The following is a 16922-nucleotide window of genomic DNA, read 5'->3' as shown; positions in this document are numbered from 1 at the left end:
GGTCCCGTCCGGCGATCGCGGACGGCTGGGATGCCGGGAACCCGGCACCGGGTCAGTGCGCCTGGGCACCCTGCGGCGTCACCGGCGTGATCCCGAGCGTCGTCATGTACATCGACAGCACGAGCTTGCCGATCGCCGGGTACGCGCCGAGCGGCTCGGCCGTCGCGCAGCCGGCCTCCTTCGCGGCGGCGTCCAGCAGCCCCTCGGCCACCTCCGGACCGACCAGGTACGGCGCCACCGCGAGCTGCACCGAGCCGGACGCGGTGAGCTGCTCGGCGATCGACGCGACGGAACCCTCCACGTCGAGCGCCGCGGCCATCACGGGCACCGCCAGCCGGGCGGCCAGCAGCATGCCGGTGATCCCGGCGGCCTGCACGGCCTCCTCGCCGCCCACCGTGGCCAGCACGATGCCGTCGGCGGCCGTGGCCACCGTGAAGAGCCTCGCCCGGTCGGCGCGGGCCAGCCCGGCCTCGGAGAGACGCACGTGCAGCGCCTCGGCGAGCAGCGGGTGCGGGCCCAGCACGTCGGTCAGATCGGCCTGCGTGCCGCTGTCCATCACCGCCTGCCGTATCCGCCGGATCAGGGCGCTGTCGGGCCCCGCGAGCAGCGGTACGACGACGGCGGACGGCCCCTCGGGCTCGGCGACCTCACGGCCCGCGGCCTGCGCCTGCTCGTAGCGCGCGACGCGCTCGGCGGCGCAGTGGGCGAGCACGGAGGAGAGCGTCGGGTACTCGGCCTCGTCGCCGTCGAGGTAACCGATCCGGGCGTTGAGACCGGGCAGCTCGGAACGGGCGATGCTGATCACTTCCTCGGCCAGACCGCGGATGGCCGAGGAGGGGGTACCGGGGACGGCGAGGACGAGCGCGGCGGCGCCCTCGGGTGCGACCACGGGCTCCGGGCGGCGGTGCCGTCCGGACTGGCGAGGTCGCGGCATTCGTACAGGCAGGCCGGAAGCGGGCCCAGTGGGGGTGCTCATGGCGCCGCATGCTACTGGTTTTGGGTGCGCCTCTGTTCGGGGAGGGCCCGGACGGGCGACATCTGTCCCCTTTTATCCGATGAGTGACGTACCGGTCGACTGTCCCGCTCTGTCGTCCCCTATCCGACTCCTCGCGCGGGCCCCTCACCAGGCACGCCGAGCAGCGTCGGATGGCGGGGCAGCAGCAGCCCCCCGGTCGCCAGTGCCCGGGCGATGACGAGCGCGCCCGCCAGCGGATCACCCGAACCGGGGACCACCCGTGCCCGCGGAAGCCGGTGCGCCAGCTCCGCGCGCAACGGCCGCAGCAGCGGCTCGCCCATCCGGAACAGGCCGCCCGTCAGCGCCACCTCGCACGGCTCGCCGTCGGCCCCGGCCTCGGGGCACACCGCCGCGGCCGCGTCCGCGACGTGCCCGGCGGCCTCGCGCAGGATGCCCGCGGCGACCGGGTCGTCCCCGGCGCACGCCGCGACCTCGGGCGCGAACGAGGCCAGCACGGCAGGCCGGTCGGTACGCGGATAGAGCAGCCCCGGCAGTTCCGGCGCCGGTCCGAACACCGCCTCCAGCCGGGCCAGCAGCGCGGCGGACCCGCCGCGCCGACCGTCGTGGGCGCGCATGGCCGCGTCCAGCCCGGCCCGGCCGATCCAGGCACCGCCGCCGCTGTCGCCCAGCAGGTGCCCCCAGCCGTCGGCCCGGCGCCAGCTCCGCAGATCCGTACCCAGCGCGATCATGCCCGTGCCACCCGCGACGACGGCGCCCGGCCGCTGGCCGACCGCTCCCGCGTACGCGGTCACCGCGTCGGCGGCGAGGGCCAGCCGCCGTACCCCGAGCGCCTTCTCCAGGGCCGACGGCAGCTCCGCGCGCAACTGCCCGCCGAGCGTCGCCATGCCGGCGGCACCGACCGCCACGGCCCCGATCCCGCGGTCGTCCGCACCGCCGTGCTCCTCCAGCAACCGGCGGGCGACGGGCAGCAGTTGTTCCAGCAGATGGCCCGCGTCGATCCCGGCGGGGCCGGTGCGCACCGGCCCGGCACAGACCGCCGTCGCCACCGGACCGGACGCGTCGACCGCGCCCAGCGCCACCCGCAGCCCCGAACCACCCGAATCCACGCCGAGCACGTACGGCCCCGATGCCGCAGCGGTGCTTTCCGGCGAACGCCTGGCTGAGCTCATGGACCGGCTCCAACGGGGAAGGGATCACGACGGCGGCAGCCTATCCCCACCCCTGAGGACCGGAACCGGGGGAGCGGCCGGCACGCCTCCGCGGGCGGCTCCGGGCCGATGCGGGGTGATGCGGGCCGGCGCGGGTGGGAACGGAGCGGGAGTTGTCCGACTACGCCGGTAGAGTGATCCACCGTGGCACCACGACCCTTGAATGAAGTAGTAGAGCCCGGTTGGGCCGAGGCACTCGCCCCCGTGGCCGGACGCATCGCCGCGATGGGCGACTTCCTGCGGGCGGAGGTCGCGGCGGGCCGCACCTACCTGCCGGCCGGGGCGAATGTCCTGCGCGCGTTCCAGCAGCCCTTCGACGAGGTACGCGTCCTGATCGTCGGTCAGGACCCCTATCCGACACCCGGAATGGCGATGGGGCTGAGCTTCTCGGTGGCCCCCGAGATCCGCCAGGTGCCCGGCAGCCTGGAGAACATCTTCCGGGAACTCCACACGGACCTGGGCCTGCCGCGCCCGTCCAACGGCGACCTGACGCCCTGGACGCGCCAGGGCGTGCTGCTGCTGAACAGGGCGCTCACCACGGCCCCCCGCAAGCCGGGCGCCCACCGGGGCAAGGGCTGGGAGGAAGTGACCGAACAGGCCATCCGGGCACTGGTCGCGCGCGGCAAACCCCTGGTGTCCGTGCTGTGGGGGCGCGACGCCCGTAACCTTCGTCCGTTCCTCGGCGACTACCCGGCGATCGAGTCCGCGCACCCCTCGCCCATGTCGGCGGACCGCGGTTTCTTCGGCTCGCGCCCGTTCAGCCGCACCAACGAACTCCTGCTCGGCCAGGGCGCCCCGGCGGTGGACTGGCGACTGCCGTAGCGCCACCGCCCGCGGTCCGGAACGGAACGGCACCGGCTCCCCCGGAGGAGCCGGTGCCGTTCCGCCACCAGGTTCGGCGCCTCGGGCGCAATCGGCGCTTTCCGGGCTCGAGTCGGGCCGATGACCGACAGGAACAAGCCATGCACGGGCACCTGGATACCCCCAGGACGGGGCCGGGCCCGGCCGACCGCCCCAACGAAATCGGCCGAGGGGACCGGTCGTACGGGCCGGCCGAGGGGACCGGTCGTACGGAGCGGCTGATGCTGGTGGTCAGGTGCCGATGACCGCCGCCCGCACGCAGAGGACGTCCGGCAGGTGCGAGGCGAGCTGCCGCCAACTGTCCCCGTCGTCCGCGCTCGCGTACACCTCGCCGTTGCGATTGCCGAAGTAGACGCCCGCCGGGTCGGCGTCGTCCGTGCACAGGGCGTCCCGCAGCACCGGGCCGTAGTGGGCACCGTCGGGCAGACCGGCCGACAGCGGCTCCCAGGTCCCGCCCGCGTCGTCGGTACGGAACACCCGGCAGCGGTGCTCGGCGGGTACCCGGTCGGAATCGGCACTGATCGGGAAGACGTACACCGTGTTCGGGCGGTGCGGGTGCGCGGCAGCGGCGAAACCGAAGTCCGAGGGCAGGCCCTGACCGATGTCGGTCCAGTTGTCCCCGGAATCGTCGCTGCGGAACACGCCCCAGTGGTTCTGGAGATAGAGCCGGTCGGGGTCGACCGCGTCCCTGGTCACCTTGTGGACGCACTGGCCGAACTCCGGATTCGGATCGGGCAGGAAGACCGCCGACACCCCTTTGTTCGACGGGGTCCAGCTCGCGCCGCCGTCCTGGGTGCGGAACACCCCGGCCGCGGACACCGCGACGGTCACGGCGCGGGCGTTCCTCCGGTCCGTCAGGACGGTGTGCAGCCCCTCCCCACCACCGCCGGGCACCCACTGCGAACGGGTCGGGTGCTCCCACAGCGGACGGACCAGCTCGAACGACTCCCCGCCGTCCTCGGAGCGGAAAAGTGCGGCGGGCTCCGTCCCCGCGTACACGACGTCGGGCGCCTCGGGGCCCGCCGGGTGCAGCTGCCAGACCCGCTCCAGCGAAGCCCCGGTGAACCGGGGGAACTTCACGGCCGGTTGCCGCGGCTCCACCCACGTCCTGCCCAGGTCGTCGGAGTGGAAGACCGAAGGGCCCCAGTGCGAACTGTCGCCGCCGACCAGCAGCCGGGGGACCTTCCGCCGGGTGTCGATGGCGACCGAGTAGATCGCCTGCGCATTGAAGTGCGGCGGGCCGTCGAACTCCCACGCGCCATCGTGCCTGCGCCCGATGAAGAGCCCCTTGCGGGTGCCCACGGTGAGCAGTACGTCGGTCATGACCGAACCTCCCGAAACGCCGTTGTGTCGGATAAGGGCCAGTCTGCACCCCGCCACTGACACCGGCCCGCGGGGTGGCAGCGGCATCCGGGGTCTGTCGCGGCCGGGGAGGTGCGAGTACGGTACGGACAGGCGTGGAAAGCGCTTGCCAAACGTTCGGACGGAAAGCGGAGGAGCGACTGTGCCCACCTTCGAGGGGCTGCCCGGCGCCGTCGCGGTGTCCCACCTGCGGGTCTACGACTGGCCCACCGCGGACGGCCTGCGCGGCGGGACGCCGCATCTCCACCTGACCTGCTCCGAGGGGTATGTGGTGGTCGGGGGCACGGGCTCGGTGCAGACCCTCACCGCTTCGGGGTTCCGGGAGACACCGCTGTCGCCCGGCGCGCTGGTCCGGTTCGCACCGGGCACGATCCACCGGCTCGTCGCCGAGGACGGACTGCGCGTCGTCGTCCTGATGGAGAACAGCGGGCTGCCCGAGGCGGGCGACGCCGTGCTCACCCTGCCGCCGGACCGCCTGACGGACCCGGAGACCTACCGGGTGGCGGTCGCCCTTCCCGTCGACGGCTCCGGGGCGGAACAGGAACGGGCCGCCCGGGCGCGCCGCGACCTCGCGATCGAGGGCTTCCTCGCCCTGCGCGCCTCCACCGAGGCGGGCGACCCCGCACCGCTCGCCGCCTTCCACCGGGCCGCGGCCGCGCTGGTGCGCCCCCGGATCGAGGACTGGCGCGGCCGCTGGCGGCGGGGAGCCGCCGCCGCTTCCGCAGCGACCGGCGACCGGCTCGACGCACTGGAGCGCGGGGACGGCGGTTACCTCGCCGACGCCCGCGTGCACGCGGAACGTCCCTCCGAACACGGGAAGTTCGGCATGTGCGGCTATCTGGACGTCTACCGGGGCTGACCGTCCGGGACTCCGGGCCGGGTGGCAGACGGAGGTCGGACTCGTGCGTCGGTGCCGGCGCCGGCTTCGGGGCGGGACGGGGCGGAACGGGTCAGCACCCGGGTCGTGCTGCCGTCGTCCTCCACCACGTCCCGGACGTGCCGGAACCCGATTCGGCCCAACAGGGCCAGGGACGCGGTGTTCTCGGCGGCCACCGTGGCGTGCACCTCGGGGAGCCCGAGCGTGCCGAAGCCGTAGCCGGTCAGAGTCTCCGCGATCTCGGTGCCGAACCCGCGCCCCCACGCGGTGACGGCCAGCGCATAGACGATCTCGTGGCCGCCCACCTCCTCGGACGGCTTGATCTCGGCGTGCCCGACGAACCGGCCCTCGTGCCGGACCGCCCACACGTCGAACAGGTCCCGCGCGTACACCTTGCTGAAGATCCGTCCGAACAGGGCGCGGTCCTCGGCCTCGGTGCAGGGCCCGTTCCCCATCCAGCGGGAAACCCGGACGTCCTGGAAGAGCGCGACGAATTCCTCCTCGTCGCCGGGCGTGTACGGATCCAGACACAGTCGTGCGGTGCGCAGGGCAGGGGTCGTCATGGTCGGTGACGCTACGCAGGGAAGCGACCGGCCCGCAACGGACATTTCTCGTGGCCGGCGGGCGGACGTCCGTGACGTCCGCCGAGGAGGCCCCGGGCGGAGGACGCTCAACGCGTCGCCCCCGCCCGGTGCCGCCAACGGCGCGCACGGTGAGTGGTACTCGGAGAACCGGCCATGGAGCGATCCGGGTTGCCCCCATTCTGTCCCCCCGACGTTTCCAGAAAGGCGTGGAAGCACGGGAGTTGGTTGACTGGGCCCATGAACTCATCCTTATTCGAAACCACGGTCCCCAATCCGATCGCCTACCTCGACCGGGTCGCGGCCACCGACCTGGGCCGGTCCTACAAGAAGCGGATGCTCGACGAACTCGGGGTCGAGCCGGGGCGAACGGTGGCCGACCTCGGGTGCGGTCCCGGCACCGATCTCGGTGCGCTGGCCGACGCGGTCACCGCGACGGGGGCCGTGATCGGCGTCGACCACGACGAGTCCGCGGTGGCGACCGCCGGGGAACGTACCGCAGGACGGGACAATGTGACCGTCCTGCTCGGCGATCTCCATGAACTCCCGCTGCCGGACGGCAGCGTCGACCGGGCCCGCACCGACCGGGTCCTGCAGCACGTCGCCGATCCCGCCCGGGCGCTCCGTGAGGCGCGGCGGGTGCTTCGGCCCGGCGGGCGGCTCGTCATGGGGGAGCCGGACTGGGGCACGCTGACGGTCGACCACCCGGACGGCGAGTTGTCGCGGGCCTACACGCGGTACGTCACGGACGAAGCCGTCCGCAACGCCCGCATCGGCAGCCAGCTGCCCCGGCTGGCGGCGGACGCCGGATTCGCGGTGCCGACGGTCCTCCCGATCACCTCGGTGTTCCGGGATGTTCGCGCCGCGGACGGGATCCTCGGCCTGGAGCGCACCACACGGCGGGCAGTCGAGGCCGGACACCTCACCGGGGAGGCGGCCCGGCGCTGGCTGGACCACCTCGCCGACGGCCCCTTCCTGGCGGCCGTGACGTTCTACCTCGTCGTGGCCGAGCGCTGACCGGGCGGCGGCGGAACACCCGGGTGCTGAAACCCGTGTGCTGAAATCTGGATGACCGGCCCGGTGCGCACGCCGCGGGCCCCGGCGATCGGCGCCGGGGCCCGCCGAAGGACGCCGGGCCGCACCGGGCCGACCGGCGGACCGGGCGAGGAACGGAGAGCGGCGATGACGGGCGGACACGGCAGCGGGTTCGATGACGGCGATGGGCGCGGGGCGTCCCTGGAGGTGGCTCCCGCCGGGGTACGGGTCGGGCTCAGGGCTTCGGCGCCGTCGGGCGAACTCGCGCTGAGCTGCACCCCCGACCGGGCCCGGGAGCTGGCGGCGGCCCTCGTCCGCGCGGCGGACGAGGCCGAGAGGGCCCGACCGGTGGAGCCCGTCACCGTCAGGGCGCGCGAGCTGCGGCGCGGGGACGTGCGGCACGGCGACCGGGCCATGACGGTGGAGGAGATCAGGGTCGACGGGGCCACCGCCCATGTCACCTGGAGGTCGGGCGCCGGACGCAGCTGGACCCAGGCGTACGACGCGGACGCCGGCATCGCGCTGCGGCAGCGGGCCGGAGGCAGGTGACGGGGGCTCGGGGCCGCCAGGCCCACCCTTGTACGAGAGGTATCGTAATTTGACGGACGCCGTAGTACGGTGTGTATCGTACTAACGATTTTTTCGTACCCGTCGAAACGGAGCCCGACGTGAGTGCCCTCTTCGAGCCCTACACCCTGCGGTCGCTCGTCATTCCCAACCGGGTCTGGATGGCACCCATGTGCCAGTACAGCGCCGCTCCCGTCGGGCCGGACGCGGGCGTCGCGACCGACTGGCACTTCGCCCATCTCGCGGCGCGGGCCATCGGCGGCACCGGGCTCATCCTCACCGAGGCGACGGCCGTCAGCCCCGAGGGCCGGATCAGCCCCGCCGACCTCGGCATCTGGAACGACACCCAGGTCGCCGCCCTCCGCCGGATCACCGACTTCATCAAGGGGCAGGGCTCCGTCCCCGGTATCCAGCTCGCACATGCCGGGCGCAAGGCGTCCACGGCGGCCCCCTGGCTGGGCGGTCACCCGGTCGGACCCGAGGCGCACGGCTGGACGCCCGTCGGCCCCAGCCCGCTGCCCTTCGGCGACGGCCACCCCGTGCCGCACGAGCTGACCACCGGGGAGATCCGGGGCATCGTCGACCAGTTCCGCGAGGCGGCGCGCCGCGCGGTCGAGGCGGGGTTCCAGGTCGCCGAGGTGCACGGCGCGCACGGGTACCTCATCGGCGAGTTCCTCTCCCCGCACAGCAACCGGCGCACCGACGAGTACGGCGGCAGCTTCGAGAACCGCGCCCGCCTCGCGCTCCAGGTCGTCGACGCGGTCCGTGAGGTCTGGCCGGAGGAACTGCCGGTCTTCTTCCGCGTCTCCGCGACGGACTGGCTCACGGAGAACGAGGAGGACGAGCGCGAGGGCTGGACCGTCGACGAGACCGTGCGGCTGGCCGCGGAGCTCCAGGCGCACGGCGTCGACCTGCTGGACGTCTCCAGCGGCGGCAACGCCCCGCGCGCCCGCATCGAGACCGGGCCCGGGTACCAGGTGCCGTTCGCCGAGCGGGTCAGGAACGAGACCTCGCTCCCCGTGGCGGCGGTGGGCCTGATCACCGAGCCGCAGCAGGCCGAGAAGATCCTCACCGAGGGGCGGGCGGACGCGGTGCTCCTCGGGCGCGAACTGCTGCGCAACCCGTCGTGGGCCCAGCAGGCGGCCCGTGAACTGGGCGCTGGGAGCCGTACCCCGGACCAGTACCTCCGGGCGGTCTGACCGGTCCCTCCGGCCGATTGCCCCAAACGAGGCGGTGGGGGCGGGGGAACGAGGCGGCGGGGAACGGGGGAATGGCGGAATGCGTCGCGGGGTTGGGACGTCCATGACCTTCCATGTGGACGTGACCGTCCGAGGCTACGAACTCGACACCCAGGGCCATCTGAACCAGGCCGTCTATCTGCAGTACGCCGAGCACGCGCGCTGGGAGCTGCTGCGCGCGGCCGGTCTGCCGCAGGACAAACTGCTGGCCAGTGGCGTGGGGCCGGTGGCGCTCGAAACGACGGTGAAGTTCCTGCGGGAGCTGCGCGGCGGTGATCGGGTGCGGGTGACCTGCCGGTTCGTGTACACCGAGGGGAAGACGTTCACGGTCGCGCAGCAGGTCCTCAAGGAGGACGGCACCGTCGCGGCGGAGGTCACCGGCGTGGTCGGGATGCTGGACCTGGCGGCCCGCAAGCTGATCTCCGACCCGGCCGGACACCTCGCCTCGCTCGCCGAGAACCCGGACCTGCTCACCGGCTGACCCGGATCTGCTCGCAGGCTGACCCGGACGGCCGGGCCCGGGGTGCCCGGCGCCGGGGGCGGTCCTCGACGGATGCCCCCGCGGCGGCCTTCCGGTCTCGAACTACGATGAGTCTCGTAGTATGGGGAGCGGGCCGGGGCCGATCACGGGAGACCGGCCGCGGAAGGCCGGGACAGGCCAGGAACGGAGCAGTCGTGACCCCTCTCAGCGCCCCTGCCGCAAGCGCCGCCGAGGCCGGCGGACGCGTGCTCGACCATCCCGCGCGGGACGAGATCCGCGTCGAAGGAGTGCTGCACGCGCTCTCCGATCCGATGCGGCTGCGGGTGGTCCGCGAACTGGCCGCCGCCGAACGGGAACTCAGCTGCTCCTGTTTCGACCTTCCGGTGTCCAAGTCCACCTCCACGCACCACTTCCGAGTGCTGCGCGAGAGCGGGATCGTCCAGCAGACCTACCGGGGCACGGCCAAGATGAACGGGCTGCGCCGCGATGACCTGGAGGCGTTGTTCCCCGGGCTCCTCGACAGCATCCTCGACGCGGCGAACCTCCAGGCGCGGCGCATCGGCGAGGAGCGTTAGGGCGTTTCCCGGCGCCGGCTCCGGTCAGCGGCGTCTCGACGGCGGACATGATCACTCCACGGCCAGGCCGTTCAGGGCCGTAATCATCCGCGGATCGTAGCCACCGTGGCAGCCGTCGTCCACGGAAAGCGCCCGGAGACCATCCGCGCCCCCGCGCCCCGCACCCCCATGTCCCCAGGCCGGTGAGGTCGTGGTCCGGGGACGCGGGCGGGCGGTGGCGGAGAACACGGGCAGGACGGGACGGTGGCGCGGGGCCGGGCCCGGTCAGGGCATCATGGTGCGCATTCTGTTGATCTCCACCGTCTGCTGTGCGCCGACGTCCCCGGCCATTTCCTCGATCTGCACGTCGTTCCCCTCCGCGAGGGCCTCGGTCGCCATGGTGACCGCCCCCTGGTGGTGGGTGATCATCAGCTTCAGGAAGAGTTCGTCGAAGGCGGTGCCCTTCGCCCCGCGCAACCGCTTCAACTGGGCGGGGGTGGCCATGCCGGGCATCGCCGCGTGGTCGTGGGCGGTTTCGCGCTTCTTGCCGCCGTGGTGCGTGAGCCATCCCTCCATTGCGCCGATCTCCGGCTTCTGGCCCGCCGCGATGCGCTCGGCCAGCCGTTTGACCGCGGTGGATTCGGCGCGGGCGGGGACGAGACCGGTCATCTCCAGTGCCTGGGCGTGGTGTTGGATCATCATCTGCGCGTAGCGGAAGTCGGCTGAGTTCGCCCGGTCGTTCCCGGCGGCCTTCGCGGCCTCCTGCGCGGACAGGGTCCGGGCGGGCTCGCCCGGCTTTCCCGGCGCCACCACCGAAGGGCCCCCGCCCGCCCCCGCCCCGGCGGCACGGTCCCCGCCGCCGTCCGCGTCGCACGCGCTCAGGGCCAGGGCCGCGGACAGGACGACCGCGACGAGCGCGGGCCTGCGTACACACATGGTCTGACGGCAGATCAACAAGTGGACCTCCATTGCCCCATGGGTCGGTTGTGGCCGTGCTGACACGCTTCCTCGTGACGGCGACCGGAAACTTTCGGCACGTCTCCGTCGCCATCTGTCGGGATCATCGCGGGAAGGACCATACTGCCGGGGACCGTGAACCGTTCAACTACGTTCGGACACATGGGAGGACGCAAGTGATTTCGTTGCGTACGAACCCGGCACGGCGCAGACAGCTGGGTGTGGTGGCGGCGGCCGCCGGCCTGCTGGCCACTCTGCTGACGGCCGGACCCGCGGCCGCCACGCCCGACCCCGGTGACACGTCCACGGCCCGCACCGATGCCTCCACCGCCCAACAGGCCGAGGCCGAGGCCGCCATCAGGAGCGGCGAGGTACCCGGTGTGGACGAGGTGATCCACAGCGGCAACATCACCCACCTCGCCAACGTCCCCAAGGACGCGCTCAAGGGACTGAACACGGACCTGGCCTTCCAGGGGAAGTACGCCTACGCGGGGAACTACGACGGCTTCCGGATCTTCGACATCAGCAACCCGAAGTCCCCGAAGACGGTCTCGCAGGTCCTCTGCCCCGGCTCGCAGAACGACATCTCGGTCTCGGGCGACCTGCTCTTCCTGTCCACCGACTCCTCGCGCAGCGACGACTCCTGCACCAGCACCACCCAGCCCGCCACGGAGAAGTCCTCATGGGAGGGCATGAAGGTCTTCGACATCAGCGACAAGCGCAACCCGAAGTACGTCGCCGCGGTCGAGACCGCCTGCGGCTCGCACACCCACACCCTGGTGCCCGAACGCAGGAACGTGTACGTGTACGTCTCCTCGTACTCGCCGAGCGAGACGTTCCCGGACTGCAGGCCCCCGCACGACGGGATCTCCGTCATCAAGGTGCCGCGCCACGCACCCGAGAAGGCCGCGGTCGTGAACTTCCCGGTGCTCTTCCCGGACGGCGGCAACCCGGGCGCCCCGACCAACCCGGGCGTCTCCAGGACCACCGGCTGCCACGACATCACCGTGCTGCCCTCGAAGGACCTGGCCGCCGGTGCCTGCATGGGGGACGGCCTGCTGTTCTCCATCGAGGACCCGGAGAACCCGAGGATCATCGACCGGGTGCAGGACAACGTGAACTTCGCGTTCTGGCACTCGGCGACGTTCAACCAGAGGACGGACAAGGTCGTCTTCACCGATGAGCTCGGCGGTGGTGGCGCGGCCACCTGCAACGACGAGGTCGGCCCGGATCGCGGAGCCAACGGGATCTACGACATCGTCGGCCGGGGAGACCACCGCAGGCTGGTCTTCCGCAGCTACTTCAAGATCGATCGCCCCCAGGCCGACACCGAGGTCTGCGTCGCCCACAACGGCTCGATCATCCCGGTCAAGGGCCGCGACCTGATGGTCCAGGCCTGGTACCAGGGCGGGGTCTCGGTGTGGGACTTCACCGACTCGTCGAAGCCGAAGGAGATCGGCTACTTCGAGCGCGGCCCCGTCACCACCGACGCCGTCACCACGGCCGGCCCCTGGTCGGCGTACTACTACAACGGCTACATCTACTCCAACGACATCGCCAAGGGCCTCGACGTCCTGAAGCTCGACGACCGGCGGACCGACCCGGCGAAGCGGGTGCGGCTGGACGAACTCAACGTCCAGACACAGCCGGACTACTTCGACCGCTGACCGACGGCCACGGGCCGACCGGTCGGCCCGGAGGAACCGTTCGGTTCCCCCGCGTGACCGAGGCGTGCCGCAGGGAACTCCCGCCCGGCGGCACGCCGACGGCCACCGCGGGGCCGCCGGGCGCGGCCGGGGCCGTACGCCGTCGCCGCCGGAAGGGCGGGATCAGGCGGCGGACCGGGTGCTTCCGTGCGTCGCCGCGGCCCACTCCACCAGCAACCGCTGGTACTGCTCCTCGTCCTCCGGGGACAGACAGCCGCCCGAGCGCTGCCAGAGATCGCGAATTTCTTCGTTCACCACGGCGGCGGTACGCGTGGAATCGGAGGAGCATGGAGAACGGGACATGCATACAGGCTAAGGCCACGATGTGTTAATCCGACCCATTGGGCGTCAGGGACATCTCTCACATGTGTGTCAGGCAACGCCCGGTACCAGTTCGAGCGTCCGCAGTCCGTCGGGCCGCTCCTCCACCGGCAGATGCCGTACGAAGCGTACGTCACAGCCCAGCGCCGCCGCCCCGCCGTCCGCGTGCCGGTCGTCGCCGACCATCACCACATCCGTCGGATCCAGTCCGAGAAGTGTGCAGGCGGTGTGGAAGAGTCGTGGGTCCGGCTTCTGGATGCCGTGCTCGTACGACAGGACGTACGCGTCGACCGGGGCGTCCAGCCCGTGGGCCCGGAAGACCGGCCGCAGGTCCCAGCCGATGTTGCTGACCACGCCGATCCGGACCCCGGCGGCACTCAGCGCGCCGAGCACCTCCGCGGCGTCCGGGTAGGGCCGCCAGGCATCGGGCGACCTGTGCCGCTCGTACAGCGCGTCGTACAGCCCCGGATCCGGCAGGTCCACCTGCCGGGCCAGGGCCGTGTACACCTCCCGGTGCAGTTCCGCGCTCTCGTCGCGGGCGGCCCACCCGGCCGCGAGCCCGGCGGGGACGTGCCGGGGGGACGGGCCGCCCGGCAGCGCTCCGGCGGCCTCCAGCTCCCGCACGTGCCGCTCGAAGTCGGCCTCGTCCACCGTCACCCCCCGCTCCACGAGGACCGCGCGCAACCAGGAACGGACCGGCTCGATACGGAAGAGGGTCCCGGAGAAGTCGAAGAGCACACCCTTGATCTGCATGAAGGCGATCCTCCCCGGTCGGGGAGTAACGCGACAAGGCGGCCCGGGGCGGCGCCGCCTCCCGGCCCCGCGGCCAGGGGCGGTGCGGCACGGCTTCAGAAGCGGTGCCGCAGGGCTTCATGAGCGGCGCGGTCGCGGCGCTCATGGCGTACGAACCCGGCGATCGAGAACCCCACCAGGGCCACTCCCAGCAGCCACCCGCCCAGCACGTCGCTCATCCAGTGCACACCGAGGTAGAGCCGGGTGAGCCCCACCCCGATCACCGAGACGGAGGCCACCACCAGCGCCGTCCACCACGGCCCGCCCCCCGTCCCGTGCCGGTGCAGCAGCCAGAGCAACAGGCCGCAACTCACCGTCGCGGTCATCGCGTGGCCGGACGGGAACGCCGCGTAGTGGGCACTGTCCACCGGATCGGGCCACTGGGGCCGCTCCCGGCCGACCGCGGCCTTCAGCCCCTGCTGGAGCAGGGTGGACAGCAGGCTCGTCACCGCCACCCAGCCCGCGAGCAGCCGCGCCCCCTGCCACCACAGCGCCACCACGGCCACCGCGATCAGGATGCGCATCGTCCACGGATCCCACACCCAGTCGCTGAGAATCCGGTTCACGTGGACGAGCCCGGGTTCGGCCACCGCTCTGCGGTGCAGCGAGACCGCGACCGTACGGTCCGCCCCCATCAGCGGCGACCAGCGGGCGGCGACGAGGACCAGCAGCGCCAGGCCGAGGACCGCGCAGACCGCGCCGACCGAGAAGGGTGTGACACGAGGACGCTTCCCGGCGGACCGGGCGGGCGTCGGGGTTGCCGTCGACATGGGGCGATCTTCGCGGAAGAACGGCGTCCGGGCTATCCCAGGGCGCTGAGTCCCGGCAGGAAGGCCACCAGCAGCGGAACCGCCGGTACCAGCGTGGCCGCTGCGGTCAGCCGGAGCCGGCGGCCGGCCGTGAGCCGCTCCACCGGGGTCAGCAGACGGTTCACCCGCAGCGGCAGCTCGGCGTCCGGCGCCGGGCCGGGGCCGAACACGCCCCGGTCCTCGTTGAGTTCCACCAGGGCGAGCGCGACCGTCAGCCGTCCGAAACGCCGCGACGCCACGTCGTCCGCGGCCAGTTCGACCAGCCGGTGCATCTCGTCCCGGAAGGCCGCGAACACCGGCACCTGCGGAAATCCGGTCGCGAGCGCGCCGGAACAGTGCAGCAGCCAGTCGTGCCGGGCCTTCGCGTGCCCCTGCTCGTGCGCCAGCACCGCATCGAGCTGATGGCCTTTCAGGCGGCTGAGTGCCGCGGTGGTGATCACCAGTTGGGGCGCGGCACCCGGCAGCCACCAGGCGTCCGGACGCTTCCCCTCCAGCACGACGAGACGGCCGCTGCCGGGCTCCTCGCCGGGCAGCAACGGGGCCCGCAGCCGCAGTTCGGCCCGCCGCTGCCGACGACGCGCCTGGGCCCGGTGGATCTCCCGGGCCAGCATCACCGCGGACCACACCCCGCCGAGCGCCAGCAGCACGGCCATGACGGCGGACCACTGCCCGTGTCCGCCCAGTGCGTACGCGTCCACCACGGCCCGCGGCGCCGGTGCGAAGACATGGCCGCGCACGGCCTGCCAGGCCGCCGCCGCGCTGAACGTCATGGCGAGCGCGAAGGAGAGCAGCACCCCGGCCACCACGCACTGCCACACCCACAGCGCCACCACGGGCTCGCGCTCCGGCCACCGGGCCCGCGCCATCAGCCGCGGGGTCAGGACGGCAGCCAGTGCACCGAGCGACAGCAGCACCAGGGAGACCAACATGGCGTCAGCCTATGAGGGCGCGGTACCCACGGGTATGGCTCTGCACGGCAAGTGACGCACGCCACGGTTTGCCGCGTCCCACGTCTCACAGAGCGAGCAGCATCGCGAACATGGCCATCCCCATCGCCAGTCGGCAGGCGAGCGCCAGTTCGGGCCGTGCCCCCCATCCGCCCTTCGCCGGACCACCGCCGTCGCCCCCGCCCGACGCGGCGGCCACGGGTATCAGCCGGGCCCCCGACCGCACCACGTACACCGCGTAGTAGGCCAGCAACAGCCCGGTCAGCAAAGGAATTCCACCCGCCGCGGCCGCTGTGCCGTGGCCCGCGTGCCCACCGGGCCCGCCCTGCGCCGCCGCCCCGCCGGGCGCCATCGTCAACGCCATGTAGACCATCGCCGCCGAACCCACCAGATGGTGCCGGTGGTGCCCGCGGTGCCGGGAGAACCACAACGCGCGCAACGACGCCGCGCCGAACAGCACCGCGTACACCGCCCATCCCCACGCGGGCGGTGGCACGACGGCCGCGGGCACCGCCATGGCGGCCATGCCGAAACCCATCAGCGCCTCCGCGCGCGCCGCCCTGAGCCCCTCCCCGGTCTCGTTGCGGGTGCGCAACAGGCAGGACGCGCCCGTCAGGGCGCACAACGCCATCAACAGCCACCCGGACATCGCCGGTCCGTGCACAGCGCACCTCCCCCTGGACGTACGACGTGGTCCCCCTGGTCGATGCCCGGCCCGGGAACGCCGTACGCGGCGCACTGGGGTGTACGGGAGCGCGCGGAGGTGGTGTTCACCGCCGCGCCGTGTGCTCCCGTGCCTCGCTCAGCCGACCGTGAGCGACTTGAAGGCGCGTGCCTGCTCGGTGATGGCGCGCTCCGTCGGCAGCCGCTCCATGGACGAGGCGCCGAAGAACCCGGCGATGCCGGAGGTGTGCTCCAGGATGTAGCGGGCGTCCTCGGGCTCGGCGATCGGGCCGCCGTGGCAGAGCACGACGATGTGGGGATTGACGAGCTTGGCGGCGTCGTGCATCTCCTGCACGGCGGCGGCGGCCTCGTCGAGGGTGAGCGCGGTCGAGGCGCCTATGGACCCCTTGGTGGTCAGCCCGACGTGCGGCACGAGGACGTCGGCGCCGGCCCGCGCCATCTCGGTGGCCTGCTCGGCGTCGAAGACGTACGGCGCGGTGAGCAGATCGCGTTCGTGGGCCTGGCGGATCATGTCGACCTCCAGCCCGAAGCCCATGCCGGTCTCCTCCAGGTTCTCGCGGAACTTCCCGTCGTACAGGCCGACCGTGGGGAAGTTCTGCACGCCCGTGAAGCCGACGGCCTTCAGCTGGTCGAGGAAGTTGCCCATGATCCGGAACGGGTCGGTGCCGCACACCCCGGCGAGCACGGGGACGTCCCGCACCACGGGGAGGACCTCGCCCGCCATGTCGAGCACGATGGCGTTGGCGTCGCCGTAGGGCAGCAGGCCCGCCAGCGAGCCCCGGCCGGCCATCCGGTAACGGCCGGAGTTGTAGATGATCAGCAGGTCGACGCCGCCGGCCTCCGCGCACTTGGCGGACAGACCGGTTCCCGCGCCCGCGCCGATGACGGCCTTGCCGGAGTGGATCTGCTTGGTCAGGCGGGCCAGGGCCTGGTTTCGGTTCACGGTGGGGCTCCTGTTCGGTCGTG

General features: G+C 72.6%; 19 protein-coding genes. 8 read left to right on the top strand and 11 right to left on the bottom strand.

Going from position 1 to position 16922, the window contains the following annotated elements; genetic code table 11:
• Positions 1-52 precede the first annotated feature (52 nt).
• Both OCT49_RS02970 and OCT49_RS02965 read right to left on the bottom strand, forming a co-directional pair.
• On the bottom strand, positions 53-976 hold the full coding sequence (locus OCT49_RS02970) for a sirohydrochlorin chelatase (RefSeq protein WP_283850337.1): 924 nt from the start codon (positions 974-976) through the stop codon (positions 53-55).
• 119 nt (positions 977-1095) lie between these two features.
• Positions 1096-2145 carry an N-acetylglucosamine kinase gene (locus OCT49_RS02965; RefSeq protein WP_283850336.1) on the bottom strand — a complete coding sequence of 350 codons (1050 nt, stop codon included), beginning with the start codon at positions 2143-2145 and terminating at the stop codon, positions 1096-1098.
• A 183-nt stretch (positions 2146-2328) separates the two neighbouring features.
• Between OCT49_RS02965 and OCT49_RS02960 the strand changes: the two genes are divergently transcribed.
• Positions 2329-3006 carry a uracil-DNA glycosylase gene (locus OCT49_RS02960; protein ID WP_283850335.1) on the top strand — a complete coding sequence of 226 codons (678 nt, stop codon included), beginning with the start codon at positions 2329-2331 and terminating at the stop codon, positions 3004-3006.
• A 270-nt stretch (positions 3007-3276) separates the two neighbouring features.
• On the opposite strand, the gene OCT49_RS02955 is transcribed toward OCT49_RS02960, so the two are convergent.
• On the bottom strand, positions 3277-4368 hold the full coding sequence (locus tag OCT49_RS02955) for a WD40/YVTN/BNR-like repeat-containing protein (protein WP_283850334.1): 1092 nt from the start codon (positions 4366-4368) through the stop codon (positions 3277-3279).
• 181 nt (positions 4369-4549) lie between these two features.
• On the opposite strand from OCT49_RS02955, the gene OCT49_RS02950 reads away from it, so the two are divergent.
• Positions 4550-5266, top strand: a complete 717-nt coding sequence (locus OCT49_RS02950) for a cupin domain-containing protein (protein ID WP_283850333.1) — start codon at positions 4550-4552, stop codon at positions 5264-5266.
• Here the strand turns inward: OCT49_RS02950 and OCT49_RS02945 are convergent.
• Positions 5254-5847 (bottom strand): GNAT family N-acetyltransferase, encoded by a 594-nt coding sequence (locus OCT49_RS02945; RefSeq protein WP_502963327.1) that lies wholly within the window; start codon positions 5845-5847, stop codon positions 5254-5256. The genes OCT49_RS02950 and OCT49_RS02945 overlap by 13 nt on opposite strands.
• Before the next feature lie 258 nt (positions 5848-6105).
• Here OCT49_RS02945 and OCT49_RS02940 point away from each other — a divergent pair, with 258 nt between their 5' ends.
• From OCT49_RS02940 to OCT49_RS02920, 5 genes are all read left to right on the top strand, one after another.
• Positions 6106-6882 carry a methyltransferase domain-containing protein gene (locus tag OCT49_RS02940; protein WP_283850331.1) on the top strand — a complete coding sequence of 259 codons (777 nt, stop codon included), beginning with the start codon at positions 6106-6108 and terminating at the stop codon, positions 6880-6882.
• A gap of 165 nt (positions 6883-7047) precedes the next feature.
• Positions 7048-7449 carry a hypothetical protein gene (locus OCT49_RS02935; RefSeq protein WP_283850330.1) on the top strand — a complete coding sequence of 134 codons (402 nt, stop codon included), beginning with the start codon at positions 7048-7050 and terminating at the stop codon, positions 7447-7449.
• A 119-nt stretch (positions 7450-7568) separates the two neighbouring features.
• Positions 7569-8666, top strand: a complete 1098-nt coding sequence (locus OCT49_RS02930; protein WP_283850329.1) for an NADH:flavin oxidoreductase/NADH oxidase — start codon at positions 7569-7571, stop codon at positions 8664-8666.
• 103 nt (positions 8667-8769) lie between these two features.
• Positions 8770-9186, top strand: a complete 417-nt coding sequence (locus tag OCT49_RS02925; protein WP_283850328.1) for an acyl-CoA thioesterase — start codon at positions 8770-8772, stop codon at positions 9184-9186.
• A gap of 194 nt (positions 9187-9380) precedes the next feature.
• Positions 9381-9761: an ArsR/SmtB family transcription factor gene (locus OCT49_RS02920; RefSeq protein ID WP_283850327.1), complete on the top strand. Its 381-nt coding sequence runs from the start codon at positions 9381-9383 to the stop codon at positions 9759-9761.
• A 264-nt stretch (positions 9762-10025) separates the two neighbouring features.
• Here OCT49_RS02920 and OCT49_RS02915 read toward each other — a convergent pair whose 3' ends face one another.
• Positions 10026-10676, bottom strand: coding sequence for a DUF305 domain-containing protein (locus OCT49_RS02915; protein WP_283850326.1), 651 nt, complete (start codon positions 10674-10676; stop codon positions 10026-10028).
• Positions 10677-10873: 197 nt separating this feature from the next.
• Here OCT49_RS02915 and OCT49_RS02910 point away from each other — a divergent pair, with 197 nt between their 5' ends.
• Positions 10874-12364, top strand: coding sequence for an LVIVD repeat-containing protein (locus tag OCT49_RS02910; RefSeq protein WP_283850325.1), 1491 nt, complete (start codon positions 10874-10876; stop codon positions 12362-12364).
• Positions 12365-12526: 162 nt separating this feature from the next.
• Here the strand turns inward: OCT49_RS02910 and OCT49_RS02905 are convergent, their stop codons facing one another.
• The 6 genes from OCT49_RS02905 to OCT49_RS02880 all read right to left on the bottom strand — a co-directional run bounded on the left by OCT49_RS02905 (position 12527) and on the right by OCT49_RS02880 (position 16899).
• Positions 12527-12706, bottom strand: coding sequence for a hypothetical protein (locus tag OCT49_RS02905; RefSeq protein WP_148837920.1), 180 nt, complete (start codon positions 12704-12706; stop codon positions 12527-12529).
• Between the two features lie 69 nt (positions 12707-12775).
• Positions 12776-13477 (bottom strand): HAD family hydrolase, encoded by a 702-nt coding sequence (locus OCT49_RS02900; protein WP_283850324.1) that lies wholly within the window; start codon positions 13475-13477, stop codon positions 12776-12778.
• Between the two features lie 95 nt (positions 13478-13572).
• Complete coding sequence (locus tag OCT49_RS02895) at positions 13573-14286, bottom strand: phosphatase PAP2 family protein (RefSeq protein ID WP_283850323.1); 714 nt, start codon at positions 14284-14286, stop codon at positions 13573-13575.
• Between the two features lie 32 nt (positions 14287-14318).
• Positions 14319-15254 (bottom strand): M56 family metallopeptidase, encoded by a 936-nt coding sequence (locus tag OCT49_RS02890; protein WP_283850322.1) that lies wholly within the window; start codon positions 15252-15254, stop codon positions 14319-14321.
• Between the two features lie 85 nt (positions 15255-15339).
• On the bottom strand, positions 15340-15936 hold the full coding sequence (locus tag OCT49_RS02885) for a DUF5134 domain-containing protein (protein WP_283850321.1): 597 nt from the start codon (positions 15934-15936) through the stop codon (positions 15340-15342).
• Positions 15937-16074: 138 nt separating this feature from the next.
• Positions 16075-16899: a phosphoenolpyruvate hydrolase family protein gene (locus OCT49_RS02880; RefSeq protein ID WP_283850320.1), complete on the bottom strand. Its 825-nt coding sequence runs from the start codon at positions 16897-16899 to the stop codon at positions 16075-16077.
• Positions 16900-16922: the final 23 nt, after the last annotated feature.

The organism is Streptomyces sp. ML-6, from assembly GCF_030116705.1.
Lineage (GTDB): Bacteria > Actinomycetota > Actinomycetes > Streptomycetales > Streptomycetaceae > Streptomyces.
Note: the sequence above shows the minus strand (reverse complement) of the source record. Positions and strands in the feature narration are given on the sequence as shown.